The following is a 22,699-nucleotide window of genomic DNA, read 5'->3' as shown; positions in this document are numbered from 1 at the left end:
TCACCGTGGATCGCCCCAACATCTGCCGCGCTGCAGTCCGTCTCGCGGCGCTCGGCCTCGGTGCTGGCGGTTCGTGGGTATGGTGGGGTCAGGATCCGCCCACCGACGTCCGAAGGAGACACGCGATGAGCAACCCACAGGCGTTCACCTCCGAGGCTCTGCCTCTCGATGAGCAGGTCGTGCTCGTCACCGGATCCGGACGCGGCCTTGGCGCTGCGATCGCGAAGGCCTTCGCTCCGGAAGGTGCGGCGCTGGTCATCAACTACCGGTACTCGGCCGAGGCCGCGGAAGAGCTCGCCGAGGCGGTCCGCGCTCGCGGTGGACGTGCCGTGGCCATCGAAGCCGATGTCACGGACTCCCGTGCCGTCGACGCCATGTTCGAAACCGCGGCCGCCGAGTTCGGTACTCCCGTGTCCACTGTGGTCAACAATGCTCTCGCAGACTTCTCGTTCAACGGCGATGAGCGCCAACCGGCCGACGAGATCGACTATTCGGATTTCGCCGACCAGTTCCGCGGTTCGGTCGAGGGTGCGGTCAACACGATCCAAGCCGCGATGCACGGTTTCCGTGAGCTCGGTTCCGGCCGCGTCATCAACATCGGCACCAACCTGTTCCAGGATCCGGTCGTGCCGTATCACGACTACACGGCCGGCAAGGCGGCGCTGCTGTCGCTGACCAGGACGTTCGCGAAAGATCTAGGTCCGGCCGGGGTGCGAGTGAACATGGTCTCCGGCGGATTGCTGCGCACCACCGATGCGTCCTCGGCGACGCCCGAAGAGGTCTTCGACCAGATCGCGGCCGCCAGCGCGCTGCGACGGGTGACGACTCCGGAGGACTTCGCCTCGGCGGTGGTGTTCTTCGCTTCTCCCGCTTCGCGTGCGGTGACCGGCCAGAACCTCATCGTCGACAACGGCCTCGTCATGGGTTGAAGCGGCCGACTGTGACAGGGTTGGCCACGCCGGCCAGCGTCGACGAGGGTGAGCGGCGTGCACTTCGCCCACCGCTCGACCCAGCGACGAGCGCGCACGTCTGCTCACTGTCACGTCGCCCACCGCTCGACTCAGCGTCGAGCGCGCGGCGTATAACCTGATACAGCGACGCTGAAGTGAGCGGTCGGTGGAGGAGCCGTGGTCATTTGCCGTGCTGATCGGGTTCGTTCTTCGCCAGCGTGTCGAGCTCGGCTTTGATCTTGATGAACTCATGTGGCCGGAACAGGTCTGCCCAGACGAGGTTGAAGATGCGGTACCCCGCGTTGAGCAGCTTCATGTGCCGTTCGTGGTTCTTCCTGCTGGCTTCGTCGGGGTTGTTGCGTCCCATGAAGTACTTGCCGACACCGTGGCATTCGACGATGAGTTCGAGTTTCTCATGTCGGAAGTCGTTGCGGCCGAGGAAATTTCCTGCCGAGTCGAAGGTCTCGACTTGGGGGACCATCCCGGTGATGTCGAAGCGATGGAACTTGACGGCAGTGATCGATTCTGCGGCCGACTCGTGGTTCTCATCCGCGAGGCTGATGGCAAGCGCGGCGGTGCGACAGCCGCGATGGGCGGGCGGCAGGGCGGCCCACAGTTCCTCTTTGCTGACAAGTCGTCGGCGAAGCGCGTCCGAGAGCAGTGGGACCGAGAACTCCGGCTCATAGTCGCGAGCAATGTCCACTAGGGTCCTGATCGGGGCGGTGACGGGGAGGCCCCCGACCGAACAGATGTCGCCTGGAGGAACGGTCCGATCGCGAATGCGGAGGGTAGTGCTGCTCCGGCGAGTTCCTGTCCGAATCATCTCGCATTTGTCGACTGCGGGGAAGGGCGGATCGAGGTCATGCAACAAGGCCGCTGACACATGGGAGAAGACGGCGTCGGGTAACCGGTCATCAGCGTACGACCGGATGAGGGACTTGAGGTCTTCGGAATTGTCTCGGATATCCCCAAAGACCTGAGGGTACGAAGTCGAGGATGCCGAGTGTACGTCTTGCAGCACGGCGTGAGCCTGCTGATCACACGTCTGGGTGAGAACGAATTGGCCACGACGAACCTTCTGCAGGCAGCAGCGCACAGCTTTGCGGATGTCCTTCTCTCCGAAGCCGAGACTGCGAAGTCGCTTGGAGCTGAAGACGGTCACCATGAAGATAGTCTGTATCAAAAAGAGTCAAATGCCAATAGTTGACAGCAAACTCCATTAAACGGCCTAGTGCGGAGAGCGGCCAATGGGTACCTGCCAAAGAGCCGTTTTTGCCGACCGCTCGACTTACCGCCGCTGTATCAAGGTATGCGTTGAGCGCTCGGCGCTAAGTCGAGCGGTCGGCGTCGTGACGGTGCGCTGAGCTGCTCGCTCGACGGTTACTTGAGCGGTCGGCAACGGGTTGAGCGGTCGGCGCTTTCACTGCTGGGCAACCTGAATGTGGGCCGCGCCCGCCGACGTCGACGGGGGCGGGCGGCGGGTGGCCTACGTGCAAGGGCGGTCCCGGAGTCGGGGAGTGGATTTCACAACCGCTCGAGGAAGGCCAAAGCCCGTTCGTAGAGCAGTTCTGCGCTGTCTTCGCGGTAGTCCGGGGTGGTCGGGTCGCTGAACAGGTGGGTGCTGCCCGGGTAGAGGAAGTACTCCGCCTGCGCACCCGCCTTCGTCGCGGATTCCATCAGCGTCTCGATCGTTCCCGGGCTGCGCCAGGAGTCATCGACGGCGAAATGAGCCTGCACCGGCACTCCCGCCTGCCAGCGGGTCGGCTTGGGGAAGCCGCCGCCGTGGAAGAGCAGGACGCCGCGGGCCCGCGGATCGTTCTTGCCCATCTGCTGAGCGAGCGCGGCTCCCAGCGAGAATCCGCCGAAGACGAGGTCGTCGCCGAGGTCCTCGCAGGCGTCCTTCACCCGATCCACGAGGGTCGAGAACCCGAGCCCCTGGGAGTGGGCGACTCCCGATTCTGCGTCGTCGAAGGTCCTGCCCGCGTAGACGTCGGGAGTGTGGACGGCATATCCGGCCAGGGCGAAGCGTTCGGCGATGGCATCCATCCCGGACGTCCGCCCCAAAGCCGAGTGGAGAAGGACAAGGGTGGTCATATGCGATCCTTTCGAGAGAGGACGGGCCGATCAGGTGGTCGGCTCCGGAGCAGATCAGGCGGCCGGAGCAGATCAGGCGGCCGGCGCCGACCATCCGGCCGGCGCCGAGCGACCGCCGCGGCGGCTCAGCGGCTGTGTCCGCGGGGGATGGCGAAGGTATCGGCGCGGGCCGTGGCCCAGTCGTCGGCCCACTCGGAGGGGGTGTCATCAAGGAGCTCGCCGGGCTTCAGCCAGTCGTAGAGGCGAGCATAGGACCAGGATTCCGAGGCTGAGACATTGCGTCGCAGCATCGTCGGCTCCAGCTCGTCCGGTGCGGCCGCCCCCATCGATGCCATGAGGCGGACCGCCTCGGCGACGACTCCGTCGTGGTAGTTGCGCACACGTTCGGCCTTGGTGGGCACGTCGATGGCGCGCGCTCGCCGCGGATCCTGTGTGGCGACGCCGACGGGGCATTTGCCCGTGTGGCAGGCCTGGGCCTGGATGCAGCCGACGGCCATCATCATCGCGCGGGCCGAGTTCGTGAAGTCCGCACCCTGGATGAGGCGCTTGACGATATCGGTGCCGGTGGCGATCTTGCCCGAGGCGCCGACCTTGATCTTCTTCCGCAGGCCCGCGCCGACGAGCGCGTTGTGGACGATCATCAGCCCCTGAGTCAGAGGCAGACCGACATTGTCCTCGAACTCCAATGGTGCAGCACCCGTGCCGCCCTCGGAGCCGTCGACGATGATGAAGTCCGGCAGGATCCGGGTCTCCACCATGGCCTTGACGATTGAGAGGAACTCCGTGCGCGAGCCGATGCACAGTTTGAATCCGGCGGGTTTGCCTCCGGAGAGTTCACGCATCTGCCGGATGAACTCGAGCAGCTCGATCGGAGTCGAGAATACCTTGTGTCCGGGAGGGCTGATGCAGGTCTGACCGACTGGGATGCCGCGGATCTCGGAGATCTCCTCGGTGACCTTCGGCCCTGGCAGAACGCCGCCGATGCCCGGCTTCGCACCCTGGGAGAGCTTGAGCGAGACCATCTTCACCTGCGGGTCCTGCGCCTTCTCGGCGAAGATCTCGGGGGAGAATTCTCCTTCGGGGGTGCGGGCCCCGAAGTATCCGGTGCCGAGCTCCCAGATGAGGTCGCCGCCGTGTTCACGGTGATACGGCGAGATCGATCCCTCCCCGGTGTCGTGGGCGAATCCGCCCAGCGCCGCGCCCTTGTTCAGGGCCCGGATGGCGTTGTTGCTCAGCGAGCCGAAGCTCATCGCCGAGACGTTGAGCAGTGAGATGTCGTAGGGCTGAGTGCACTCGTCACCGCCGACGCGCACCCGCGGTGGCCTGGGCGGATTGGGGATCGGCATGTTCGAGTGCATGAGCGCCTCGTAGCCGGCGCGGTCGACGTCGTGCTCGGTGCCGAACGCATGTTCGGAGTGAGTGCCTTTGGCTCGTTCGTAGATGGTGGTGCGGGTGTCGCGGCTGAAGGGGCGTCCGTCCCAGTTGCGTTCGATGAAGTACTGCTGGATCTCCGGCCGGATCGACTCCAACAGGAACCGGGCGTGCCCGGCGATCGGATAGTTGCGCAGGATCGAGTGCTTCTTCTGCGTGAGATCCCATGCGGCGAGTGCGCCGAGTCCGAGCGCCGAGGCGGCCGCCGCCGCTCCGGCGATCTGCTTGCCTGCCGATTCGCCGGTGACCATCCGGACAATGGGGAATTGCCGTTTCATTGTGCCTCCTTGAACTGTCCTGATCTCGAGCCTAGACCGAGAACGTGCAGTTTTCAGGAAAGGCAGACCGGAGACAGTCGTGAACAGGCGGCGAACCGTCCCAGAACAGGCTGCCGAGACGCATCAGAACAGGAGGCGGGACCGCCTCAGAAGAGGCTGCCGAGCAGCGTCGTGACGAGCTCGTCGACCTGCATCGAATAGGCGACGATGAGGGTGAACCCGGTGGCGATCCACGCGATCTCCTTGTCCTGCGCGTAACCGCGCAACGGCTCCCGCCGATAGCGCAGACCGCCGGCGAGGACGATGCCGAGATCGATGAGCCACCAGATCCCCAACCCGCCGAGGCTGAGCAGCTTGAGCGCGCCCGTGAGGTACCGGCCCGTGTAGAACCGATCAAGACCGAGGACCCCGAAGAGCATCGACAGCAGCCAGGTGATGACGAAGGAACGATTGCCGGGCACGTCCGTGTGTCGGCTATCGGTCGGCGCCAGCGATTCCAGGGACGAAGCAGAGACATCGGGGGAAGGCACTGCAGGGTTCTGTGGAGGAGCTGACGAGTCAGAGGGCGCGGCAGGGCGGTTCGCGTGGTCTGCGCTGAGTGCGGGAATCTCGCTGGTCGCCGTCATCGCTGGCACGTCCATTCACTGCTCGTCGAACTTCTGGTCTTCAGCCTAGAAGTCGCAGGACCGCCTCGGCGATGGGGTTATCCTCCACATCCCTGCGGTGTCCGGACTCACACGGTCCGGGACCCGGAACCGTTTGAGCCACGGATGCCGGAGGCATAGCGTAGGGCTCATGAGCACAGGTGAGCCGAGTCCGACGAGCACTCGGCGTACCGTAGCCGCGGTCTTCCTCGCGGGAGTCTCCGTCTTCCTCGTCCTCTACGAGACCCAGGGCCTGCTGCCGGCGATCCGGGAGGCCTACGGAATCGACGGTCCGACGGCGAGTCTGACCGTGTCCGCGACGAACGTGGCCATGGCCTGTTTCCTCATTCCGTTCTCGATGCTCGCCCCGCGCATCGGCCACGCCCGCCAGATCGGTGCCGGGGTGATCGTTGCAGCGATCCTCGCGCTCGTCCTTCCCTTCACTCCGACCCCGGAGCTGCTCATCGTCGTCCGGTTCCTCCAGGGCCTGGCGATCGCCTCGGTGCCGGCCACGGCCATGGCCTATCTCTCCCTGCGTCTGCCGCCGGCCGCGCTGCCCGGAGCGATCGGGGTCTACATCGCCGGCAACACGATCGGCGGGCTCTGCTCGAGGCTGCTCACCGGGCTGGCGTCGGAATTCCTCGGCTGGCACGGCGGGCTTGCGTTCACCGCAGCCGTGTCACTGATCTTCGGGCTCATCGTCGTCTGGCTGCTGCGCCACGATCTCTTCTCCACCGCCCGCAGCCGGGCCGTCCTCGATTCGGACGATTCCGCTCCGTCCGATACGGATCCCGCCCTCACCGAGGCGGCCGACCCTGACGCTGTCACCGCAGGTGACGGCAGTGCCAGCAATGCTCTCGCCGACGGCAATGACGTCGTGGCCGCCACCGATAGGTCCGTCGACGACGTTGCCGACTCTGCCGCCGACGACGGTGGGGCTGGGAGCGCGCAGCCGCCTCGGCGAGCGATTCCGCTGCGCGGAGGTCTGTGGAGGATCTACCTCACCGGGTTCCTGTGCATGATCGTCTTCGGCGGATCGTTCACGATGCTCGGCACCCGCCTGCAGCAGGATCCGTGGCACCTGAGCGAGGGCGCGGTCGCCCTGTTCTTCCTCATCTACCTCGTCGGCACCGTCGTCACCACATATTACGGCCGCCTGGCCACGAAGTCCTCACGCACTCGGATCACCCTGGCCGGAATGGTCATCGCGCTCGCCGGTGCGGGGCTGACTCTGGTCGATTCGCTCGTGGTGATCATCATCGGCATGTCGCTGCTCACCGCCGGATTCTTCCTCGGACATACGGGTGCTTCCGCGGCGGCGAGTGCCGCCCGGCCGGGAGTCGACTCGACCCGTTCTGCGGCCATCTACCTCACCGTCTATTACCTCGGTACGAGCCTCGGCGCCTGGCTCTCGGCGGTCCTCTTCGCCGACTTCGCCTGGCCGGGAGTCGTCGCCATGTGCGCGAGCTCCCTCATAGTGGTCTTCGTCTTGACCCTGACCGGTGCTCCGCTAGGCTTCAAGAAACGCAGCTGATCGCTCGTTCAGTGTCGCCGGCGTCGGTGGCCTGTCGCCTGCGGTTGCGTCGTGCTCCTCATCCGCCGGTGACATCCGCGCCGGCGTCGTCGTCGAAAGGCCAGTTCATGTCCGAGACCGCCAACTCGACCGTCGTCTACGCGATCACCGACGGCGTCGCCCACGTCGAGATCGACCGTGCCGACAAGCTCAATTCGCTCACCCGCGAGGTCTTCGAAGACCTCGTCGAGGCGGGTCTGGCACTGAAGGAGTCGAGCGAGGTCAAGGCCGTGGTCCTGTCCGGTCGCGGTCGTGCCTTCAGCGCCGGTCTCGACTTCACCGAAATGGCTCGGATCGCCGAGGCCGGAGCCGCGACCCGCTCATCCGCTGAGGAAGCGGCCGAGCAGGCCGCCGGTGCTGGTGAATCGGGTGCGGCGGATTCCGTGGCCACCGTCGTCGATATCGGTGAGCGACTCGGTTCGGCCCGGGCCCTGGCGCAGAAAGCCGTGCACGTGTGGTCACTCGTCGAGGTTCCGGTCATCGCTGCGGTGCGCGGGGCGGCGCTCGGCGGCGGACTGCAGATCGCCCTGGGCGCGGACATGCGTGTGGCCGGACCGGATGCGAAGCTCTCACTCATGGAACTCAATTGGGGGATCATCCCCGATATGTGCGGCACCCAGCTGCTGCCGCGACTCGTGGGACCGGCTCAGGCGAAGAAGCTCATCGTCACCGCCGATGCGATCGGTGCCGAAGAAGCTCTGCGCATCGGCCTCGTCGAAGAGGTCGTCGAGGACCCTCTGGCTCGTGCTCTCGAATTGGCCGGGCAGATCGCGGGCCAGTCACGGGCGGCGCTGGTGTGGGCGAAGCGGCTCGTCGACCTGTCCTATGACTCCGACTTCAGCACCGGACTCGACGCCGAACAGGAAGCGCTCGCGGCGCTGTTGGGCACCGACGAGCAGAAGCAGGTCGTCGCCACTCGCCTGGCCGCGATGAAGGCCCGCGCTAAGGGCTGAGGTCGGGATCGCCGGGGTCCTGCTGCGAACAGCGGGATCCTGGGCTCAAGCGAGGGAAGTCGGACGCAGGCGAATGAGGTGAACTAAGAACCGCGGTTCGAGGGGAACTCCGGGCGGACGGGATCGATGATCCTCTCGGCGGTGATCGCCTCGGCGACGGTGGAGAATTCCGCGAGCTCACGCAACAGCACGAACGTCGGACGCATGAGCTTCAGCCGTCCGGCTCCCTCATCTGCGAGGATCCCGGTCACCGAGCGCCACTCGCTCGTGTGCGCCTCCGTCGTCTGATGCTGGGCGGCGGCGAGCTCGGGAGCCGCGATCGTATAGAAGTACGTGTCGAAGCGTTTGGGCCGACCCAAGGGAGTCACCCAGTTCGCCCACGGCTTGAGCCCGGCCGGGTCGAGGACCGCGCCCGTCTCCTCCTCGACTTCGCGCACAGCAGTGGCGAGCAGGACGCGCCAACCCTCGGCATCCTCGGCGATGGTCGAATCGGACCATGCTGAGGTGTGCACCTGTGGATCGGGGACGGCGATGGTCGGTGCGGCGGTCGCATCGACAGGGTCGACGCGACCGCCGGGGAAGACGACGACGCCGGCGGCGAAATCCATCGTCGATACCCGGTGCTGGACGAACACCTCGATACCCTCGTCCCCGTCGCGGAGCATGAGCACGCTGACGGCGGGCCTGATCGGGACCGTCTCGGCGTCGGCGATATCGGGACCGCGGCTCGCGCTGTCGGCGGTATCCGAACGGTCGGAGCCTTCGGGGTTGATGTCTCGAATCACGTTCAGCACCTTCGCTCTCAGCAATTGATGTCTCCTTCCAGTATGCCCGGGCTCGGGCAGAGGGCTGACGGCGGGGTGGGGCGAGTGCGCGCGAGGCGGGCAGGATACGATGGGTGACAATCTGACATCCTCCATCTGAGGCCGATAACCCAACCGGTGACGAACAGGGCGGGGCTGAACGGGCACTATATGAGCAGTTTCGGGATCTATCCGTTCTTCAACATCAACCAGGCTTGGCCGAACTGGCTGATCATCATCCTGCTGTTGGTCGACATGATCATCCGCATCATCGCGCTCGGGTGGATTCCGCATAATCGCAGGCCGTCGGTCGCGCTCGGCTGGCTGCTTGCGATCTTCCTCATCCCGTATGTGGGCATTGCAGCGTTTCTGCTGCTGGGGTCGTCGAAGCTGCCGAAGCGGCGGCGGGACAAACAGTCGAAGATGAATGACCTATTCCGCGATCAGATCCGCCACCAGGCGATCGTCGGACGCCAGGACCATATGCCCGAACCGCTGAGCACCGCAGCGCAGCTCAACTTCGACCTCGGTGCCCTCCCGATGACCCACGGCAACTCCTTCGACCTCCACGTCGACAACCACGCCTGCATGGAGGCGATGGCCGATGCCGTCGACCGAGCACAGCGGTTCGTCCACTTCGAGTTCTACATCGTCGCCATCGATGACACGACGAGGCGGCTGCTCGAATCGCTGCTGGCCGCGCACCGGCGCGGTGTGAGTGTGCGAGTCCTCATCGACCATGTGGGATCGCTGGGCTACCCGGGCTATTCGGAGCTGGTGAAGAGGCTCGACGGTTCGGGCATCAGCTGGCGCCGTGCCCTGCCGATCCGCCCTTGGAAGGGCGAATACCAGCGGCCCGATCTGCGCAATCACCGCAAGATCCTCGTCGTCGACGGGGAGGTCGCGTTCACCGGTTCGCAGAACATCATCGACCGCACCTACAACAAGGCCCGCAATCGTCGGAAGGGCTTCCAGTGGAAGGATCTGTCGGTGGAATGTCGTGGGCCGGTCGTCGAAGAGCTCGATGCCGTGTTCATCACCGACTGGTATTCGGAGACCGACGAGATCCTCGACGAACCCGACAGCTTCGAGCTCGAAGCTCCCGAGTTCGGCGGCGTTCAGGCGCAGATCGTACCGTCGGGTCCGGGCTTCGAGGACGAGAACAATCTGCGCCTGTTCAACCACCTCATCTACAACGCGAATCGTCGCGTCGTCGTCTGCTCACCGTATTTCGTGCCCGACGAGTCACTGCTGCACGCGCTGACGACCGAGGCCAGATCGGGAGTCGATGTGCGTCTGTACGTCGGTGAGACGAGCGACCATTGGCTGACCCACAAGGCGCAGCAGTCGTACTATGACGAGCTGGTGCGCGCCGGGGTGCGGATCTTCATGTACCACGCTCCGACGGTGCTGCACTCGAAGTTCCTCATGATCGACGACGAGGTCTCGATCATCGGCTCGTCGAATATGGACGAACGGTCCTTCGCGATGAACCTCGAGGTCACTCTCTTCATCGTCAACAAGGAATTCACGCAGCGCATGTACGACCTCGAGGCCGAACGCTATGCGCCGAATTCGGTCGAGCTCGATGCCGAGGAATGGCAGGCGCGGCCGCTGCTGAAGAAGTATCTGGAGAACGTCGCCCGCCTGACGAGCTCGCTGCTGTAGGCGCGTGGGGACGTTTCCTGCTGCCGCGGTGGTACCTGCGAACTGGAGTGCCGTCGTCGTCGCGGCGGGTGGGAGCGGGTCGAGGCCGCGGACGTCGAATGCGGGGGAATCCGCAAACAGCACAGAAAAAGGTGTATGGCCCTGTTTCGAAACTGGGCCATACGCCTTTTTCGGGGCCGCGGCGAACTGAGCCGGGGTCGCGCTGTCCGAAGTGCGCGGCGACTCAGCCGGCCTGCCGACGCTCAGTCGTCGTCGGCGACTCCGGCCGGACCTTCGTCGTCGAGGTTACGCTCGGGATCGGTGATCGAATCCTGGGCCTTCGGCGACGGTTTGTGCTTAGCCGTGGTGTCCGACTTCGCTGTTTCCTGCGCGGCGGTGGTGCTCTTCGCAGTCGTGTCTGCCTTCGCACCAGTCGAGTCCTCGTCGCCGTCGAATTCGGAGACGGGAGTGTTCGTGGCAGCGGCGGCGTTGACCTTGTCGGCCGCGGTCTGAACGGCATCGGCGACGGCCGGCGACTTCTCGCGGATCGACTGGTTGGCTTTCTCGACGGTGTCCTGGACGCGCGGGTCGGTCCACAGCTCCTGAGCCTGGGCCTTCAGCCGTTCGTAGCTCTGGCGCCCGGTGCGTGATCCCAGAATGAATCCGACTCCGAGACCGGTCAGGAGAATCAATCTCTTCTTCATGGTCGTGCTCCTCTTCGCAACTCGACGTCACCGTATTCGGCTCTGCTGTGCGGCACAGGTCCGGGCAGCGATGTGGCAGCGCACGGGCACTGTGCCCTCGAGATCCAGCTTATACCGAGTCGGGCTCGTACGGGTATGGATTCATCCACGCCGTCATCGCAGATTCTCGACGATCCCGGGCTCGACACGCGGGAGCCCGGCTCGGCACTCGAGTCCCGGCTCGGCTCGCGGGTCCCGGGGTTGGAAGCCGGGACCTGCAGCAGGCTCCGGCTCGACTCAGTCGAGACTCGGCTGCTGCTGGGTGATGCAGTGGATTCCGCCACCGCGGGCGAAGAGCTCACGCGCATCGACTCCGACGACCTTCCGCCCCGGGTAGACGCGCTCGAGCACGGCTGCCGCCTCGGCGTCCATCGGATCGTCGAAGGTGCAGGCGATGACCCCTCTGTTGGTGACGAGGTGATTGACATACGAATAGTCGACCCACCCTTCCTCGTCACGCAGCACCGCGGGAGCCGGGATCGGCACCACTTCGAAGGGCGTTCCGTCGGCGGTGGTCTCGGCGGCGAACTGCTCCTTGAGCGCACGACTGAATTCGTAGTCCGGATGTTCGGGATTGCGCTGATCGTGGACGAGGACGACCCCGGGGCTCGGCATCGCGGCGACGATGTCGACGTGTCCCCGGGTGCCGAAAGTCTGATTGTCCCGGTGGAGTCCGCGGTCGAGCCAGATGACCTTCTTCGCCCCGATCGTGCGCGCGAATTCGGCTTCCACATCGGCTTCGGTCAGTCCCGGATTGCGGCCGGGATCGAGCTGGACGCTGCGCGTTGCAAGCACCGTTCCCTGACCGTCGACATGGAATCCGCCGCCTTCGTTGCGCAGATCCGAGGACACCACGGGAGTCCCGGCCAGGCCCGCGACGAATTCTCCGATGTGCTCATCGTGATCCCAGCTCGCCCATTCCTGCGCGCCCCAACCGTTGAACACCCAGTCCACCGCGTGCAGCACACCCGCCTCGTCGACGACGAAGCTCGGCCCGATATCACGCATCCACGCATCGTCGAGTTCGGCGTTGACGATCGTGATCTCGTGGTTGATCCCCTCGCCGAGGTGGCGCTTGGCATGATCGGTCTGTGCACTGGTCACCACGACCGTGACAGGGGTGAACTCGCTGGTGGCGCGGGCAACGGCGGCCCACGTGGCGCGTGCGGCCTCGGCCTCGGCTTCTGTGTCGCCGAGCGCGTAGCCGGAGGATGGGAACGCCATCCAGACTCGGTCCTGGGCGGCGGTCTCCGCCGGCATGTGCAACGTCATCCTTCGTCCCTTCGCTGGTGGACTGTCGCTGAGCCGAGTGTAGCCAGAATCTCGCCGGGGCGGTCGACGGATTTCGCAGGTCCGTCGACCCGAAAGCGCTCTGTCCTGATCAAAGAGTCCACGTAGTCATCTGGGACAGTCGGCTGCCACGGGAGTCCGTATAGTCTGGCAGGGAGTCAGGGATCTGGCGAGGAGCCAGCATTCGATCGTGTGCGAAGGAGGCAGGAAGTGGAAGACCAGGATCTGCAGGAGATATTCGGCAGGCGAGGGACGGGACCTCTGGCCGGAACCATCGTGGCCGATTTCTCCCGAGTCCTCGCCGGCCCCTACGCGACGATGATGCTTGCGGATCTGGGTGCCACGGTCATCAAGGTGGAGGGGAAGACCGGGGACGATACACGTCATTGGGCGCCGCCTCGGCGAGGGGACGATGCGACCTATTTCCTCACCGCGAACCGGAACAAGCACTCCGTCGTCCTCGATTTCAAGGACAAGGCGGACCTCGCCTGCGCCCAGCAGCTCGCCGCTCGCGCGGATGTGCTCGTGGAGAACTTCAAGGCCGGGGGACTGGAGAAGTACGGCCTCGACTATGAGACGGTCAGCGCCGCCAATCCGGGCATCGTCTACGCCTCGGTGACGGGTTTCGGTCGCGACAATCCTCAGCCGGGCTACGATCTGCTCATCCAGGGTCTGTCCGGATTCATGTCGGTCACCGGCTCCGAGGAGTCGGGCCCGGTCAAGGCGGGTGTCGCCGTCGTCGACGTGATCACGGGACTGCATACGGCGGTCGGCATCCTCGGCGCGCTCAACCACCGCAAGGACACCGGGATCGGTCAGCTGGTCGAGACGAATCTGCTGTCCTCGGCACTCTCCGGGCTGGCTAACCAGACCTCGGCATATGTGGCCGGAGGCGTGACCCCGCAGGCGATGGGCAACAAGCACCCCAGCCTCTACCCGTACCAGCCGATGCCCACTGCGGAGGGCCAGATCATCATCGCGTGCGGCAACGACAAGCAGTTCGCCCGGCTCGCCGAGGTGCTCGGCCACCCCGAATGGGCGGCCGATGAACGGTTCGCGAACTTCGCCGACCGCAACGTCAACCGCGATGACCTCGAACCCGAGCTCGTCGCCGCGCTGAGCGAGAAGACGAACCAGGAATGGTTCGACATCCTCACCGAGGCGGGGCTGCCCTGCGCGCCGATCAACTCGATCGCCCAAGGTGTGGACCTGGCATCGTCGCTGGGACTCGAGCCCGTCGCCGAGGCGGGTCAGGGCGATCGCGTCATCCCCACCGTCCGCAACCCGATCAGGCTTTCGGAGACTCCGACGAGCTATGAGCTCGCTCCGCCGACGCTCGGCGATTCCACGGAAGCGGTCAAGGCGTGGCTGCGTGCGGCCGAATAGACCTCGGGCGTGCGCCGCGAATCGGGAAGCCGGCGTGCGGAAGTCATCCTGCGTCTGATGACCGCGAATGATTCTGCCGCTGCCCGGGCGGGCAGCGCCACAGCTGAAGTACCCTATTGACTGTGCATTGTCACCGAGAGATCTGCCAAGCGACCGATGTGGCGCGGGACCTGCGGTGACGGCAGTCGTATTCCCAAGAGAATTCCGGAACCGAGATGGACAATGAGTCGACCGAGGTCACACCTCGGAGACGTTCGGCGGTGAAACGGACCCTGATGGTCATCGCGATGGCGATCACAGGGTTCCATATCTTCGCCAGCTTCCTGTGGATCGCCCCTGCCTCGACGGCGAGGGAGGTGATTCCCGGTGACCTGCTCTCCAAATACATGATCCCGCTGTGGGGACAGTCGTGGAGCGTGTTCGCCCCCGAGCCGATCAACGGCGACTACTACTTCGATGTGCGCGCGGTGATCAAGACCGACAGCGGCGAAGAGATCACTCAATGGGTGCGGGCCACCGATGTCGAGCTCGACCACTCGACGTACAAGCTGTTCCCGCCGCGGTCGGCGGGGCTGGGCATCGGAGTGGCCTCGGACATCAAGGGCTCGTGGGAAGAACTGCCCGACGATCAGAAGGCGATCGTCAAACTCGACTACTTCAAGGGCGACGATTCCGTCGACCGGCTGGAGACGAAGCTCAAGGAGTACGACGACCCGGAGAACGCGATTCCCGCGTACCTGGAGAGCGAACATCTGGCCACCGCGTATGCGACGCAGGTGGCGAAGGCCATCTGGGGCGACGACGTCCAGCGCGTCCAATACCAGGCCGCCCGTCAGAACGTCGTGCCTTTCGCCGAACGCAACGACAAAGACGCGAAGCGTCCGAACATCCAACCCGTCCCCGTGGGATGGCGCGCACTAGTCGTCGAAGACCATCAGTCCCAAGAGGAATTCACGAAGTATTTCTGTGCCTCGGACGAAGTGAGGTGCGTCGGTGAACAGTGATGACACGACCCGCACAGGCGGGGACGACCACGATGCAGAGGTCACTGACCAGCGGACCGGCACGACCGCCTCGGCGAGTGATTCGGCTCCTGAATTCGGGTTGGTCCCGGTGACGACCCTCGCGCGGACGAAGCTCGCGCAAGGATGGAACTGGCTCGAGGAGATGCTCACCGGCCGGTACCACGCGACGTACGGGCTGGCGGTGACGCGGATCCTCATCGGATTCACCGGACTCGGCCTCATCCTCACGAACTTCAACGCTCGGCATTACACCTTCGGTGTGGGATCGGCCTGGAATGGGGAGATCGCCGAACCCAAGAGCGACTTCCCGACCATCTGGCTCTTCTCCCTCTTCCACCGAGCGGTGACGACGCCGCCGCTGTTCACGGCGATGATGATCGGGCTCGCGCTGCTGGCGATCGTCATCATCCTCGGATGGCGAACGCGGATCATTCTGCCGATCTACCTGGTGCTGTGGGTGAGCTTCATCGAGCTCAACGACGGGGCAGGGGATCAGGGCGACAACGCCTACCGGATGTTCATGATCGCCATGCTCTTCGCCGACACGACCCGCAGATGGTCCCTCGATGCCAGGCGGCGCGCGCGGAACCCGGAATTCCCGGACAACGACGGCGGACAGTGGCGCTGGGCGCTCATCATGGCCAACAACCTCGCCATCGTCGTACTCGCATTCCAGGTGTGTGCGATCTACATGTCCGGCGGTCTGTACAAGGCCGGAGGTGAGGCTTGGCAGCACGGATTCGCCGTGTACAACCCGCTGCATACTCAGCAGTTCGGCACGTGGCCGGTGCTGTCGGACCTCATGACGGCGTGGGGCCCGATGGTCGTGGCGATCTCGTGGGGATCGATCCTCTTCCAGTGCGCCTTCCCGTTCATGCTGTTCAACCGCTACACCCGCATCATCGCGCTGCTGGGCATCCTGTCCTTCCACCTGGGCATCGCACTGCTCATGGGCCTGCCGTGGTTCTCGCTGACGATGATCGCCGTCGATGCGATCTTCATCCGCGACCGCTCATTTGCGAAGGTCAGCGCCTACCTGAGGCATTGGTGGACCTCATCGGCCCCGCGGGGTGCTGGTGGGGCTAGTGGCGGTGCAGCGGGTGGCCGCGGCGGTTCGGGTGCTCGCGGTGGTGTCGCGAAGGCTGGCTCCGCTGGTGGCGGCAGCGGTTCCAAAGGCACTGCTGCGAAGGCCGGGGCGAGTGCCAAGTCGAAGGCTTCCGCCGGGTCCCGCAAGAAGTAGCTCGCGTGTGCTTCGATGCCGCAGGCACCCGCGGTACCTAACCTGCGAGCACCAGCGAACCAGCGCACCAGCGAACCAGAGCACCAGCGAACCAGCGAACCAGCGCAGCGTCCTGTAGACGCAGAATGGGACATGTGTCTCTGAAATGCTCACTTTCTTCGGTGAGCATTTCAGAGAAACATGTCCTATTCTGCTCTGTGCCGCCTGAGGGTCTCGTGCCGCAGCAGTTGTCAGTCGGCCCCCATCTCGACGCAGACATTCGTGGTTCCTGCGGCCGGTCCGGCGGCGGACAGGGAAACGGCCCAGTCTGAGTCGGATAGCCCCTGTTCAAATAGGAGCTATCCGACTGAAACTGGGCCGTACCCCGCTGGCGCACCCGCTGGGTGCAGCCGGGAGCCTTACCGCTTGGGGCGCAGCTCCAGGCCGGTGGCCTCGGGGTCTTCGGGCAGGTCGACGACCACAGTGTCCCCGTCGACGATGTCCCCGGCGAGCAGAGCGCGGGCCAGCTTGTCGCCGATCTCGCGCTGGACCAGCCTGCGCAGCGGCCGGGCACCGAACGCCGGATCGTAGCCTTCGAGCGCCAACCAGTCTTCGGCCCCCTGAGTGACCTCGAGCGAGACTCGACGGTCGGAGAGCCGTCGCGACATGTGCGAGATCTGCAGATCGACGATCGACGCGAGCTCGGTCTGGCTGAGCGAGTCGAAGAGCACGATGTCATCGAGACGGTTGAGGAACTCGGGCTTGAACGTCGCATGCACGACATCGAGCACCTTGCTCCGCTGCTCCTCGGTCGACAGGCTCTTGTCGACGAGGAACTGCGAACCGAGGTTCGAGGTCAGGATCAGGATGGTGTTCCTGAAGTCGACCGTGCGCCCCTGACCGTCGGTGAGCCGACCGTCATCGAGGACCTGCAGCAGGATGTCGAAGACGGACGGGTGTGCCTTCTCCACCTCGTCGAGCAGGACGACGGAGTACGGGCGACGGCGGACCGCCTCGGTGAGTTGGCCGCCCTCGTCGTATCCGACGTAGCCCGGAGGGGCACCGACGAGGCGGGACACGGTGTGCTTCTCACCGTATTCGCTCATATCGATCCTGATCAGGGCCTTCTCGTCGTCGAAGAGGAAGTCCGCGAGCGACTTCGCGAGCTCCGTCTTGCCGACGCCGGTGGGTCCGAGGAACAGGAACGAACCGGTCGGACGATCCGGGTCGGCGACACCGGCCCGCGAACGGCGGATGGCATCGGAGACCGCGGCGACGGCGTTCTTCTGACCGATGAGACGCTCACCGAGGATGCCCTCGGCTCCCAGCAGCTTCTCGACCTCACCCTGGACGAGGCGTCCGGCGGGGATGCCCGTCCACGAGGAGACCACCTCGGCGATGTCGTTGCTCGAGACCTTGTCCGAGACCATCTGCTCGGATTCCGCTCCCGCCTCGGCCTGGGCCTCGGCGGCTTCGGCCTCGGCGATCTCCTTCTGCACGGCAGGGATCTCGCCGTAGAGCAGACGGGATGCGGTCTCGAGGTCCGTGTCGCGCTGAGCCTTCTCGGCGGCCGAACGCAGCTCGTCGAGCTTAGTCTTCAGCTCACCGACCCGGTTGAGGCCGGCACGCTGGGACTCCCAGGTCGCCTCGAGTCCGCGCAGCTCCTCCTCCTTGTCGGCGAGGTCGGCACGCAGGGCGCTCAACCGCTCGATCGATGCGGAGTCGGTCTCCTTAGCCAGGGCCATGTCCTCCATCTTCAGGCGGTCCACGGCACGGCGGAGCTCATCGATCTCGACCGGAGCCGAATCGATCTCCATTCGCAGGCGGGAAGCCGCCTCGTCGACGAGGTCGATGGCCTTGTCCGGCAGCTGCCTGCCGGTGATGTACCGGTTCGACATCGTTGCGGCCGCGACCAGGGCGCCGTCGTTGATCGAGACCTTGTGGTGAGCTTCGTAGCGTTCCTTGAGCCCACGCAGGATCGCGATCGTGTCCTCGACACTGGGCTCACCGACGAAGACCTGCTGGAACCGACGCTCCAGGGCGGGATCCTTCTCGATGTTCTCGCGGTATTCGTCCAACGTGGTGGCACCGATCATCCGCAGCTCACCGCGGGCGAGCATCGGCTTGAGCATATTGCCTGCGTCCATCGAGGAGTCTCCGCCGGCACCGGCACCGACGATCGTGTGGAGCTCGTCGATGAAGGTGATGATCCGACCGTCGGCGTTCTTGATCTCCTCGAGCACGGCCTTGAACCGCTCCTCGAACTCACCGCGGTACTTCGCGCCGGCGACCATGGCGGACAGGTCGAGGCTGATGAGCGTCTTGTCGCGCAGCGATTCGGGCACGTCTCCGGCCACGATCCGCTGGGCCAGGCCTTCGACGACGGAGGTCTTGCCGACGCCGGGCTCACCGATGAGGACGGGGTTGTTCTTCGTCCTGCGCGAGAGCACCTGGACGACGCGGCGAACCTCTTTGTCGCGGCCGATCACCGGGTCGAGCTTGCCTTCCCGGGCGACGGCGGTGAGGTCGATACCGAACTTCTCCAGCGACTGCATCGTCTCCTCAGGGTTCTCCGAGGTGACCTTCTTTCCGGCGCGCAATTCGGGCAGGGCCGCGAGCAGCGCGTCCCTGTTGGCCCCATTCGCGCGCAGCGCTTCTCCGGCTCCGTCCTTGCCGGCCGCAGCGGCCAGCAGCAGGTGTTCGGTCGAGACGAACTGGTCGCCGAGGGCCGTCATCTCCTCCTGTGCGAGGTTCATCATCTCCAGGCCGGCGCGGGAGAGCCCCGGCTGGCTGACGGTGGAACCGCTGACGGTGGGGAACCCGCTGATCACGGATTCGATGGACCGCAGTACGGTCTGCGGGTCGGCACCGACCTTCGTCAGCAGGGTCGCGGCGAGCGATTCGGGCTGGCCGAGCAGGGCCGCGACGAGGTGGGCCGGTTCGATCTGGTTGTTCTTCCGGGCGACGACGTCGTTGACCGCGGTCTGCAGCGCCTCCCGGGACTTGGTTGTCATCTGTGCGTCCATGTACGCATCTCCTTCTTACGATTCTGTGCTCATTTCAGCTCTCGAAGAGAACAACACCGACAAAGTTGAGTCTATTCCGCTCAACTTTGAAAATCGAGAAGGATTTCGCCGAGGCGGCCCGCCCGGATGCGTGTCCCTGCCCAACCTGGACCGGCCCGGAATTCCGTCCGGTCGGGACCACCCGGCCCTACCTCGTGATGACCGACTGGAGGTCGAAGCGGTGGAGCACGCGGTCGGCGATCTCCGGATCGGTGCCGCGTTCGCGCCGGGCCTTGAGCACCTCGGCGCGTGCGGACTGCATGGCCTTCTTCTGCATGGCCAGCATTTGCTCCCGGTGTTCCTTGAATGCCATCGCCTGTTCCGAGCTCGCCTGGTCATCGGTGGTTCCGCTGAGCTGATCGTGCAGGACTTTGAACTTCGCCCGCAGGGGTTCGATGACGTCGTCGGGCAGACTGTCATCGTTCTTGATCTCACGCATCGCAGCCTTGTAGGCACGCAGAGCGATGTCCCTGGTCGCCTGATGCTCCTTCTCCGCCTCGTCGTCGATGCCGAGGAGAGCGACAACGGTCGGGAAGCTCAAGCCCGCCAGCACCAGAGTGACCAGCAGGACCACCGCGGCCGCGACGACGACATAGGACCGCCCGGGGAACGGGGCACCGGAACTCGTCGTGGCCGGGATCGACAGCGCCAAGGCGACTGTGGCGAGGCCGCGCATCCCGCCCCAAGTCATCAGCGTGGCATCGCGGACGCTCAATGGCGCGGCATCCGGATCCTCCTCGCGTCGCTTGCGTTCGATGACAGTGCCCAGCAGCAGCCATACGAAGCGGACGGCCACGACGATGAGAGCGATGAGCGCGCCGACGAGCAGCGCTCGCCCGAGGTCGGCGTGTTCGGATTCGACGATGAGACGCAGATCGAGGCCGATGAGACCGAAGGCGATTCCGGTGATGAGCATCTCGAGGACCTGCCATGTCGAGTTCTGCGTCACCCGCTCCGCCGAGTTCCCCTCGACATCGCGGCGGCGCACTTCGAGGGCGGCCACGACGACGGCGATGACCCCGCTGGCGTGGAAGTGCTCGGCCACGAGGTAGACGCCGAAGGGCAGGACGAGCATGAGGGAGGAGCGCGCGATCGTGTGATCGATCTTCTCCATCACCCACCAGGCGGCGAAGGACAGCACCAGGCCGACGATGATCGCCACGACGGCGGAGACGACGAACGACACGGCCAGATCTGCGTAGTCCACCTCGGTGCCGGCCAATACCGCGGCCATCGCGGTCTGGAAGATGACCAGTGAGGCGGCATCGTTGAACAGGCCCTCGCTTTGCAGGGTCGACATGATGCGGCGGGGGATCGACACGGTGCTGGCCACGGCTTCGACGGCGACGGGGTCGGGCGGGGCGAGCATAGCGCCGAGCGCGATGGCCGCGGCGATGGTGATTCCGGGGATGAGGAAGACCGCGGACCCGGCGACGGCGGCCACGGTGACACCGACGAGAGCCACGGACATGCCGAGGATCGTGCGCCACCGGATCGCGAACAGCGCCCACGATGTCTTCTGCGCGGCGGCGAAGAGCAGGGGCGGCAGGAAGAGAGGGAGGACGAGCTCCGGATCGATGGCCACCTCGGCGAAGGTGGGGATGAACGCACCGGCGATGCCGATGAGGACCATGAGCGCCGGCCACGGAAGCTTGAGCTTCTGCCCCAATCCGACCACCACCGAGGTGGCGGCACCGAATCCGATGATCATCAGCAATGTGGTCATGCCAGTCCCTCCGAACCGCTCCCACCGGGGCGGATGTGTCCGGAGGCGGGCGGAAATCGTCTGCGCAGATTCCGCGCCGGGCCCGGCGACCTTTGGCAGAATGAGGCTATGTCGGAATCAATTGTATTCGCGCAGCTCGACGACGGAGTCGCGTCCGTGACGATCAACCGGCCGTCCACGCGCAACGCACTGTCGCTGACGGTCATGGAGGACCTCATCGACACCCTCACCGAGGTGGCCGACCGCACCGATGTGCGCGCGGTCATCCTCATCACCGCCGGACATGTGTTCAGCTCCGGTCATGACCTCACCGAGATCCGCGGGGCGGATCTGGAGATGCAGCAGATCACGTTCGACGCCTGTGCACGACTGATGCAGCTCATCCAATCCATCCCGCAGCCGGTCATCGCGCAGGTGCAGGGTGTGGCCACGGCGGCCGGCTGCCAGCTGGTGGCGACCTGCGATCTGGCCGTTGCCGCTGAGTCCGCGAGATTCGCAACTCCGGGAGTGAAGATCGGTCTGTTCTGTTCGACTCCGATGGTGGCGCTCTCCCGTGCGGTGCCGGCGAAGCAGGCGATGCGGATGCTGCTGACCGGTGATTTCGTGACCGCCGAGGATGCGCTGAAGATCGGTCTCGTCTCCGATGTCGTCGCCGACGCCGACCTCGAGTCCGCCACCTTGGAATTGGCTCTCAAAGTCGCGTCCGCCTCGTCGGCTACAGTTGCCCTAGGAAAGGCCGCGTTCTACGAACAGCGGGAGCTGCCTGTGGTCGACGCCTATGCGCGGATGTCGCAGGTGATGGCGGACAATGCCGTCGCGGCCGATGCGCAGGAAGGGATCGACGCCTTTCTGACGAAGAGGGAGCCGCAGTGGCAGCACCGCCGCTGAGGCGGTGGGTGTGAAGATGAGAGAGGGAACGTCGTGGCGGTGATAGTGACCGGAGCCAGCGGCTTCATCGGTGGTGCCATTGCACGGGCGCTCGCCGAAAGGGACGAAACGGTCTATGCGCTGTCCCGGCGTGATCCCGAGATCCCCGGGGTGAACTTCCAGCACTGGGACATCACCGAACCTGCGTCCGCGTCGGTGACCTCCCTGGCCAAGAATGTGACCGCGGTCTTCCACTGTGCCGGAATCGCCTCCGTCAGCGCCGATGACGACGCTCTCTACAACGTGAAGGTGACGGGCACACGTCATGTCCTCGATGCGTTTCCGAAGGCCCGCATCGTGCACGTGTCCTCGACGACGGTGTACTCCGAGTCCGAACCCCACGCCGAGCTGTGGGAGGAAGCCGGTCCGAAGGACCCCAACGACTTCGCCGACGCGTACTCTCGCACCCATGTTCTTGCCGAGCAGCTTGTCATGAGGCTCCGTCCCGATGCTGCGATCCTGCGTCCCGCGGCTGTCTACGGTCCGGGGGAGACGATGCTTATGCCGTTCCTGTCGCGGATGTCGAAGAAGGGTGCGCTGCGGCTGCCCGGCGGCGGACGCCAGAAGGTCACCCTGACGCATGTCGACAATGTGGTGCGGGCCGCGCTCGCCTGCCTCGACGTGCCTTCGGCGGCGGGTCCCTTCAATATCGGTGACCCGATTCCGTACCGGCTCAAAGAGGCTGTGGTCACTCACTTCGCTCGGATGGGCTATGACCAGGTAGTCATCGAGGGTGTCGCGAAAGACAAGGCGCTGGTGTCGGCGAAGCTCGGACTCAAGATCAAAGGCGTGTTCAAGCGCGGGGACCGCGCGAAGCTCTTCCTCGTCAGATACCTGCAGTCGGATCGGACGTACAACCTGTCCCGGCAACAGCGGGTGCTCGGCATCTCGACCACCCAACACCTCATCCCGTCCCGCTTGCAGTAGGGCGCCAGCGCTCAGAGG

The 22,699-nt window shown here is 65.1% G+C and carries 19 protein-coding genes; 10 read left to right on the top strand and 9 right to left on the bottom strand.

Going from position 1 to position 22,699, the window contains the following annotated elements; genetic code table 11:
• Positions 1-125: 125 nt before the first annotated feature.
• Complete coding sequence (locus D3I60_RS01130) at positions 126-929, top strand: 3-oxoacyl-ACP reductase (protein ID WP_262774221.1); 804 nt, start codon at positions 126-128, stop codon at positions 927-929.
• 202 nt (positions 930-1,131) lie between these two features.
• Here D3I60_RS01130 and D3I60_RS01125 read toward each other — a convergent pair whose 3' ends face one another.
• Positions 1,132-1,653, bottom strand: coding sequence for a hypothetical protein (locus D3I60_RS01125; RefSeq protein ID WP_262774219.1), 522 nt, complete (start codon positions 1,651-1,653; stop codon positions 1,132-1,134).
• A 300-nt stretch (positions 1,654-1,953) separates the two neighbouring features.
• Here D3I60_RS01125 and D3I60_RS01120 point away from each other — a divergent pair, with 300 nt between their 5' ends.
• A complete protein-coding gene (locus tag D3I60_RS01120; RefSeq protein WP_262774218.1) occupies positions 1,954-2,157 on the top strand; it encodes a hypothetical protein in 204 nt (67 codons plus the stop codon).
• A 317-nt stretch (positions 2,158-2,474) separates the two neighbouring features.
• On the opposite strand, the gene D3I60_RS01115 is transcribed toward D3I60_RS01120, so the two are convergent.
• The 3 genes from D3I60_RS01115 to D3I60_RS01105 all read right to left on the bottom strand — a co-directional run bounded on the left by D3I60_RS01115 (position 2,475) and on the right by D3I60_RS01105 (position 5,283).
• Complete coding sequence (locus D3I60_RS01115) at positions 2,475-3,044, bottom strand: dienelactone hydrolase family protein (protein WP_262774217.1); 570 nt, start codon at positions 3,042-3,044, stop codon at positions 2,475-2,477.
• Between the two features lie 125 nt (positions 3,045-3,169).
• Positions 3,170-4,753, bottom strand: coding sequence for an FMN-binding glutamate synthase family protein (locus D3I60_RS01110; RefSeq protein ID WP_262774215.1), 1,584 nt, complete (start codon positions 4,751-4,753; stop codon positions 3,170-3,172).
• 146 nt (positions 4,754-4,899) lie between these two features.
• Positions 4,900-5,283 carry a TM2 domain-containing protein gene (locus D3I60_RS01105; RefSeq protein ID WP_262774213.1) on the bottom strand — a complete coding sequence of 128 codons (384 nt, stop codon included), beginning with the start codon at positions 5,281-5,283 and terminating at the stop codon, positions 4,900-4,902.
• 265 nt (positions 5,284-5,548) lie between these two features.
• Here D3I60_RS01105 and D3I60_RS01100 point away from each other — a divergent pair, with 265 nt between their 5' ends.
• A complete protein-coding gene (locus D3I60_RS01100) occupies positions 5,549-6,931 on the top strand; it encodes an MFS transporter (protein WP_262774211.1) in 1,383 nt (460 codons plus the stop codon).
• 107 nt (positions 6,932-7,038) lie between these two features.
• The gene (locus tag D3I60_RS01095; RefSeq protein WP_262774209.1) at positions 7,039-7,923 is read left to right on the top strand and encodes an enoyl-CoA hydratase-related protein; all 885 of its coding nucleotides are present in this window, start codon (positions 7,039-7,041) and stop codon (positions 7,921-7,923) included.
• A gap of 83 nt (positions 7,924-8,006) precedes the next feature.
• Here D3I60_RS01095 and D3I60_RS01090 read toward each other — a convergent pair whose 3' ends face one another.
• Positions 8,007-8,708, bottom strand: a complete 702-nt coding sequence (locus tag D3I60_RS01090) for an NUDIX hydrolase (RefSeq protein ID WP_262774207.1) — start codon at positions 8,706-8,708, stop codon at positions 8,007-8,009.
• A 189-nt stretch (positions 8,709-8,897) separates the two neighbouring features.
• On the opposite strand from D3I60_RS01090, the gene cls reads away from it, so the two are divergent.
• A complete protein-coding gene (gene cls / locus D3I60_RS01085; protein ID WP_262774205.1) occupies positions 8,898-10,394 on the top strand; it encodes a cardiolipin synthase in 1,497 nt (498 codons plus the stop codon).
• Positions 10,395-10,636: 242 nt separating this feature from the next.
• On the opposite strand, the gene D3I60_RS01080 is transcribed toward cls, so the two are convergent.
• Both D3I60_RS01080 and D3I60_RS01075 read right to left on the bottom strand, forming a co-directional pair.
• Positions 10,637-11,077: a hypothetical protein gene (locus D3I60_RS01080; protein WP_262774203.1), complete on the bottom strand. Its 441-nt coding sequence runs from the start codon at positions 11,075-11,077 to the stop codon at positions 10,637-10,639.
• 276 nt (positions 11,078-11,353) lie between these two features.
• Positions 11,354-12,388, bottom strand: a complete 1,035-nt coding sequence (locus D3I60_RS01075; RefSeq protein WP_262774201.1) for an agmatine deiminase family protein — start codon at positions 12,386-12,388, stop codon at positions 11,354-11,356.
• 228 nt (positions 12,389-12,616) lie between these two features.
• Between D3I60_RS01075 and D3I60_RS01070 the strand changes: the two genes are divergently transcribed.
• The 3 genes from D3I60_RS01070 (at position 12,617) to D3I60_RS01060 (ending at position 16,057) form a co-directional block, all read left to right on the top strand.
• Entirely contained in the window at positions 12,617-13,792 is a 1,176-nt protein-coding gene (locus D3I60_RS01070) for a CaiB/BaiF CoA transferase family protein (RefSeq protein ID WP_262774199.1), read from the top strand.
• Positions 13,793-14,007: 215 nt separating this feature from the next.
• Positions 14,008-14,796 carry a DUF5819 family protein gene (locus D3I60_RS01065; protein WP_262774197.1) on the top strand — a complete coding sequence of 263 codons (789 nt, stop codon included), beginning with the start codon at positions 14,008-14,010 and terminating at the stop codon, positions 14,794-14,796.
• The gene (locus tag D3I60_RS01060) at positions 14,786-16,057 is read left to right on the top strand and encodes an HTTM domain-containing protein (RefSeq protein WP_262774196.1); all 1,272 of its coding nucleotides are present in this window, start codon (positions 14,786-14,788) and stop codon (positions 16,055-16,057) included. Before D3I60_RS01065 ends, D3I60_RS01060 begins: the two co-directional genes overlap by 11 nt.
• Before the next feature lie 398 nt (positions 16,058-16,455).
• Here D3I60_RS01060 and clpB read toward each other — a convergent pair whose 3' ends face one another.
• A complete protein-coding gene (gene clpB, locus D3I60_RS01055) occupies positions 16,456-19,062 on the bottom strand; it encodes an ATP-dependent chaperone ClpB (protein WP_262774194.1) in 2,607 nt (868 codons plus the stop codon).
• A 187-nt stretch (positions 19,063-19,249) separates the two neighbouring features.
• Complete coding sequence (locus D3I60_RS01050; protein ID WP_262774192.1) at positions 19,250-20,827, bottom strand: Na+/H+ antiporter; 1,578 nt, start codon at positions 20,825-20,827, stop codon at positions 19,250-19,252.
• A 108-nt stretch (positions 20,828-20,935) separates the two neighbouring features.
• Between D3I60_RS01050 and D3I60_RS01045 the strand changes: the two genes are divergently transcribed.
• Complete coding sequence (locus tag D3I60_RS01045; protein WP_262774191.1) at positions 20,936-21,715, top strand: enoyl-CoA hydratase; 780 nt, start codon at positions 20,936-20,938, stop codon at positions 21,713-21,715.
• Positions 21,716-21,748: 33 nt separating this feature from the next.
• On the top strand, positions 21,749-22,681 hold the full coding sequence (locus tag D3I60_RS01040) for an NAD-dependent epimerase/dehydratase family protein (protein ID WP_262774190.1): 933 nt from the start codon (positions 21,749-21,751) through the stop codon (positions 22,679-22,681).
• Positions 22,682-22,699 lie beyond the last annotated feature (18 nt).

Source organism: Brevibacterium permense, from assembly GCF_025506275.1.
GTDB classification, from domain to species: Bacteria; Actinomycetota; Actinomycetes; order Actinomycetales; family Brevibacteriaceae; genus Brevibacterium; species Brevibacterium permense_A.
Note: the sequence above shows the minus strand (reverse complement) of the source record. Positions and strands in the feature narration are given on the sequence as shown.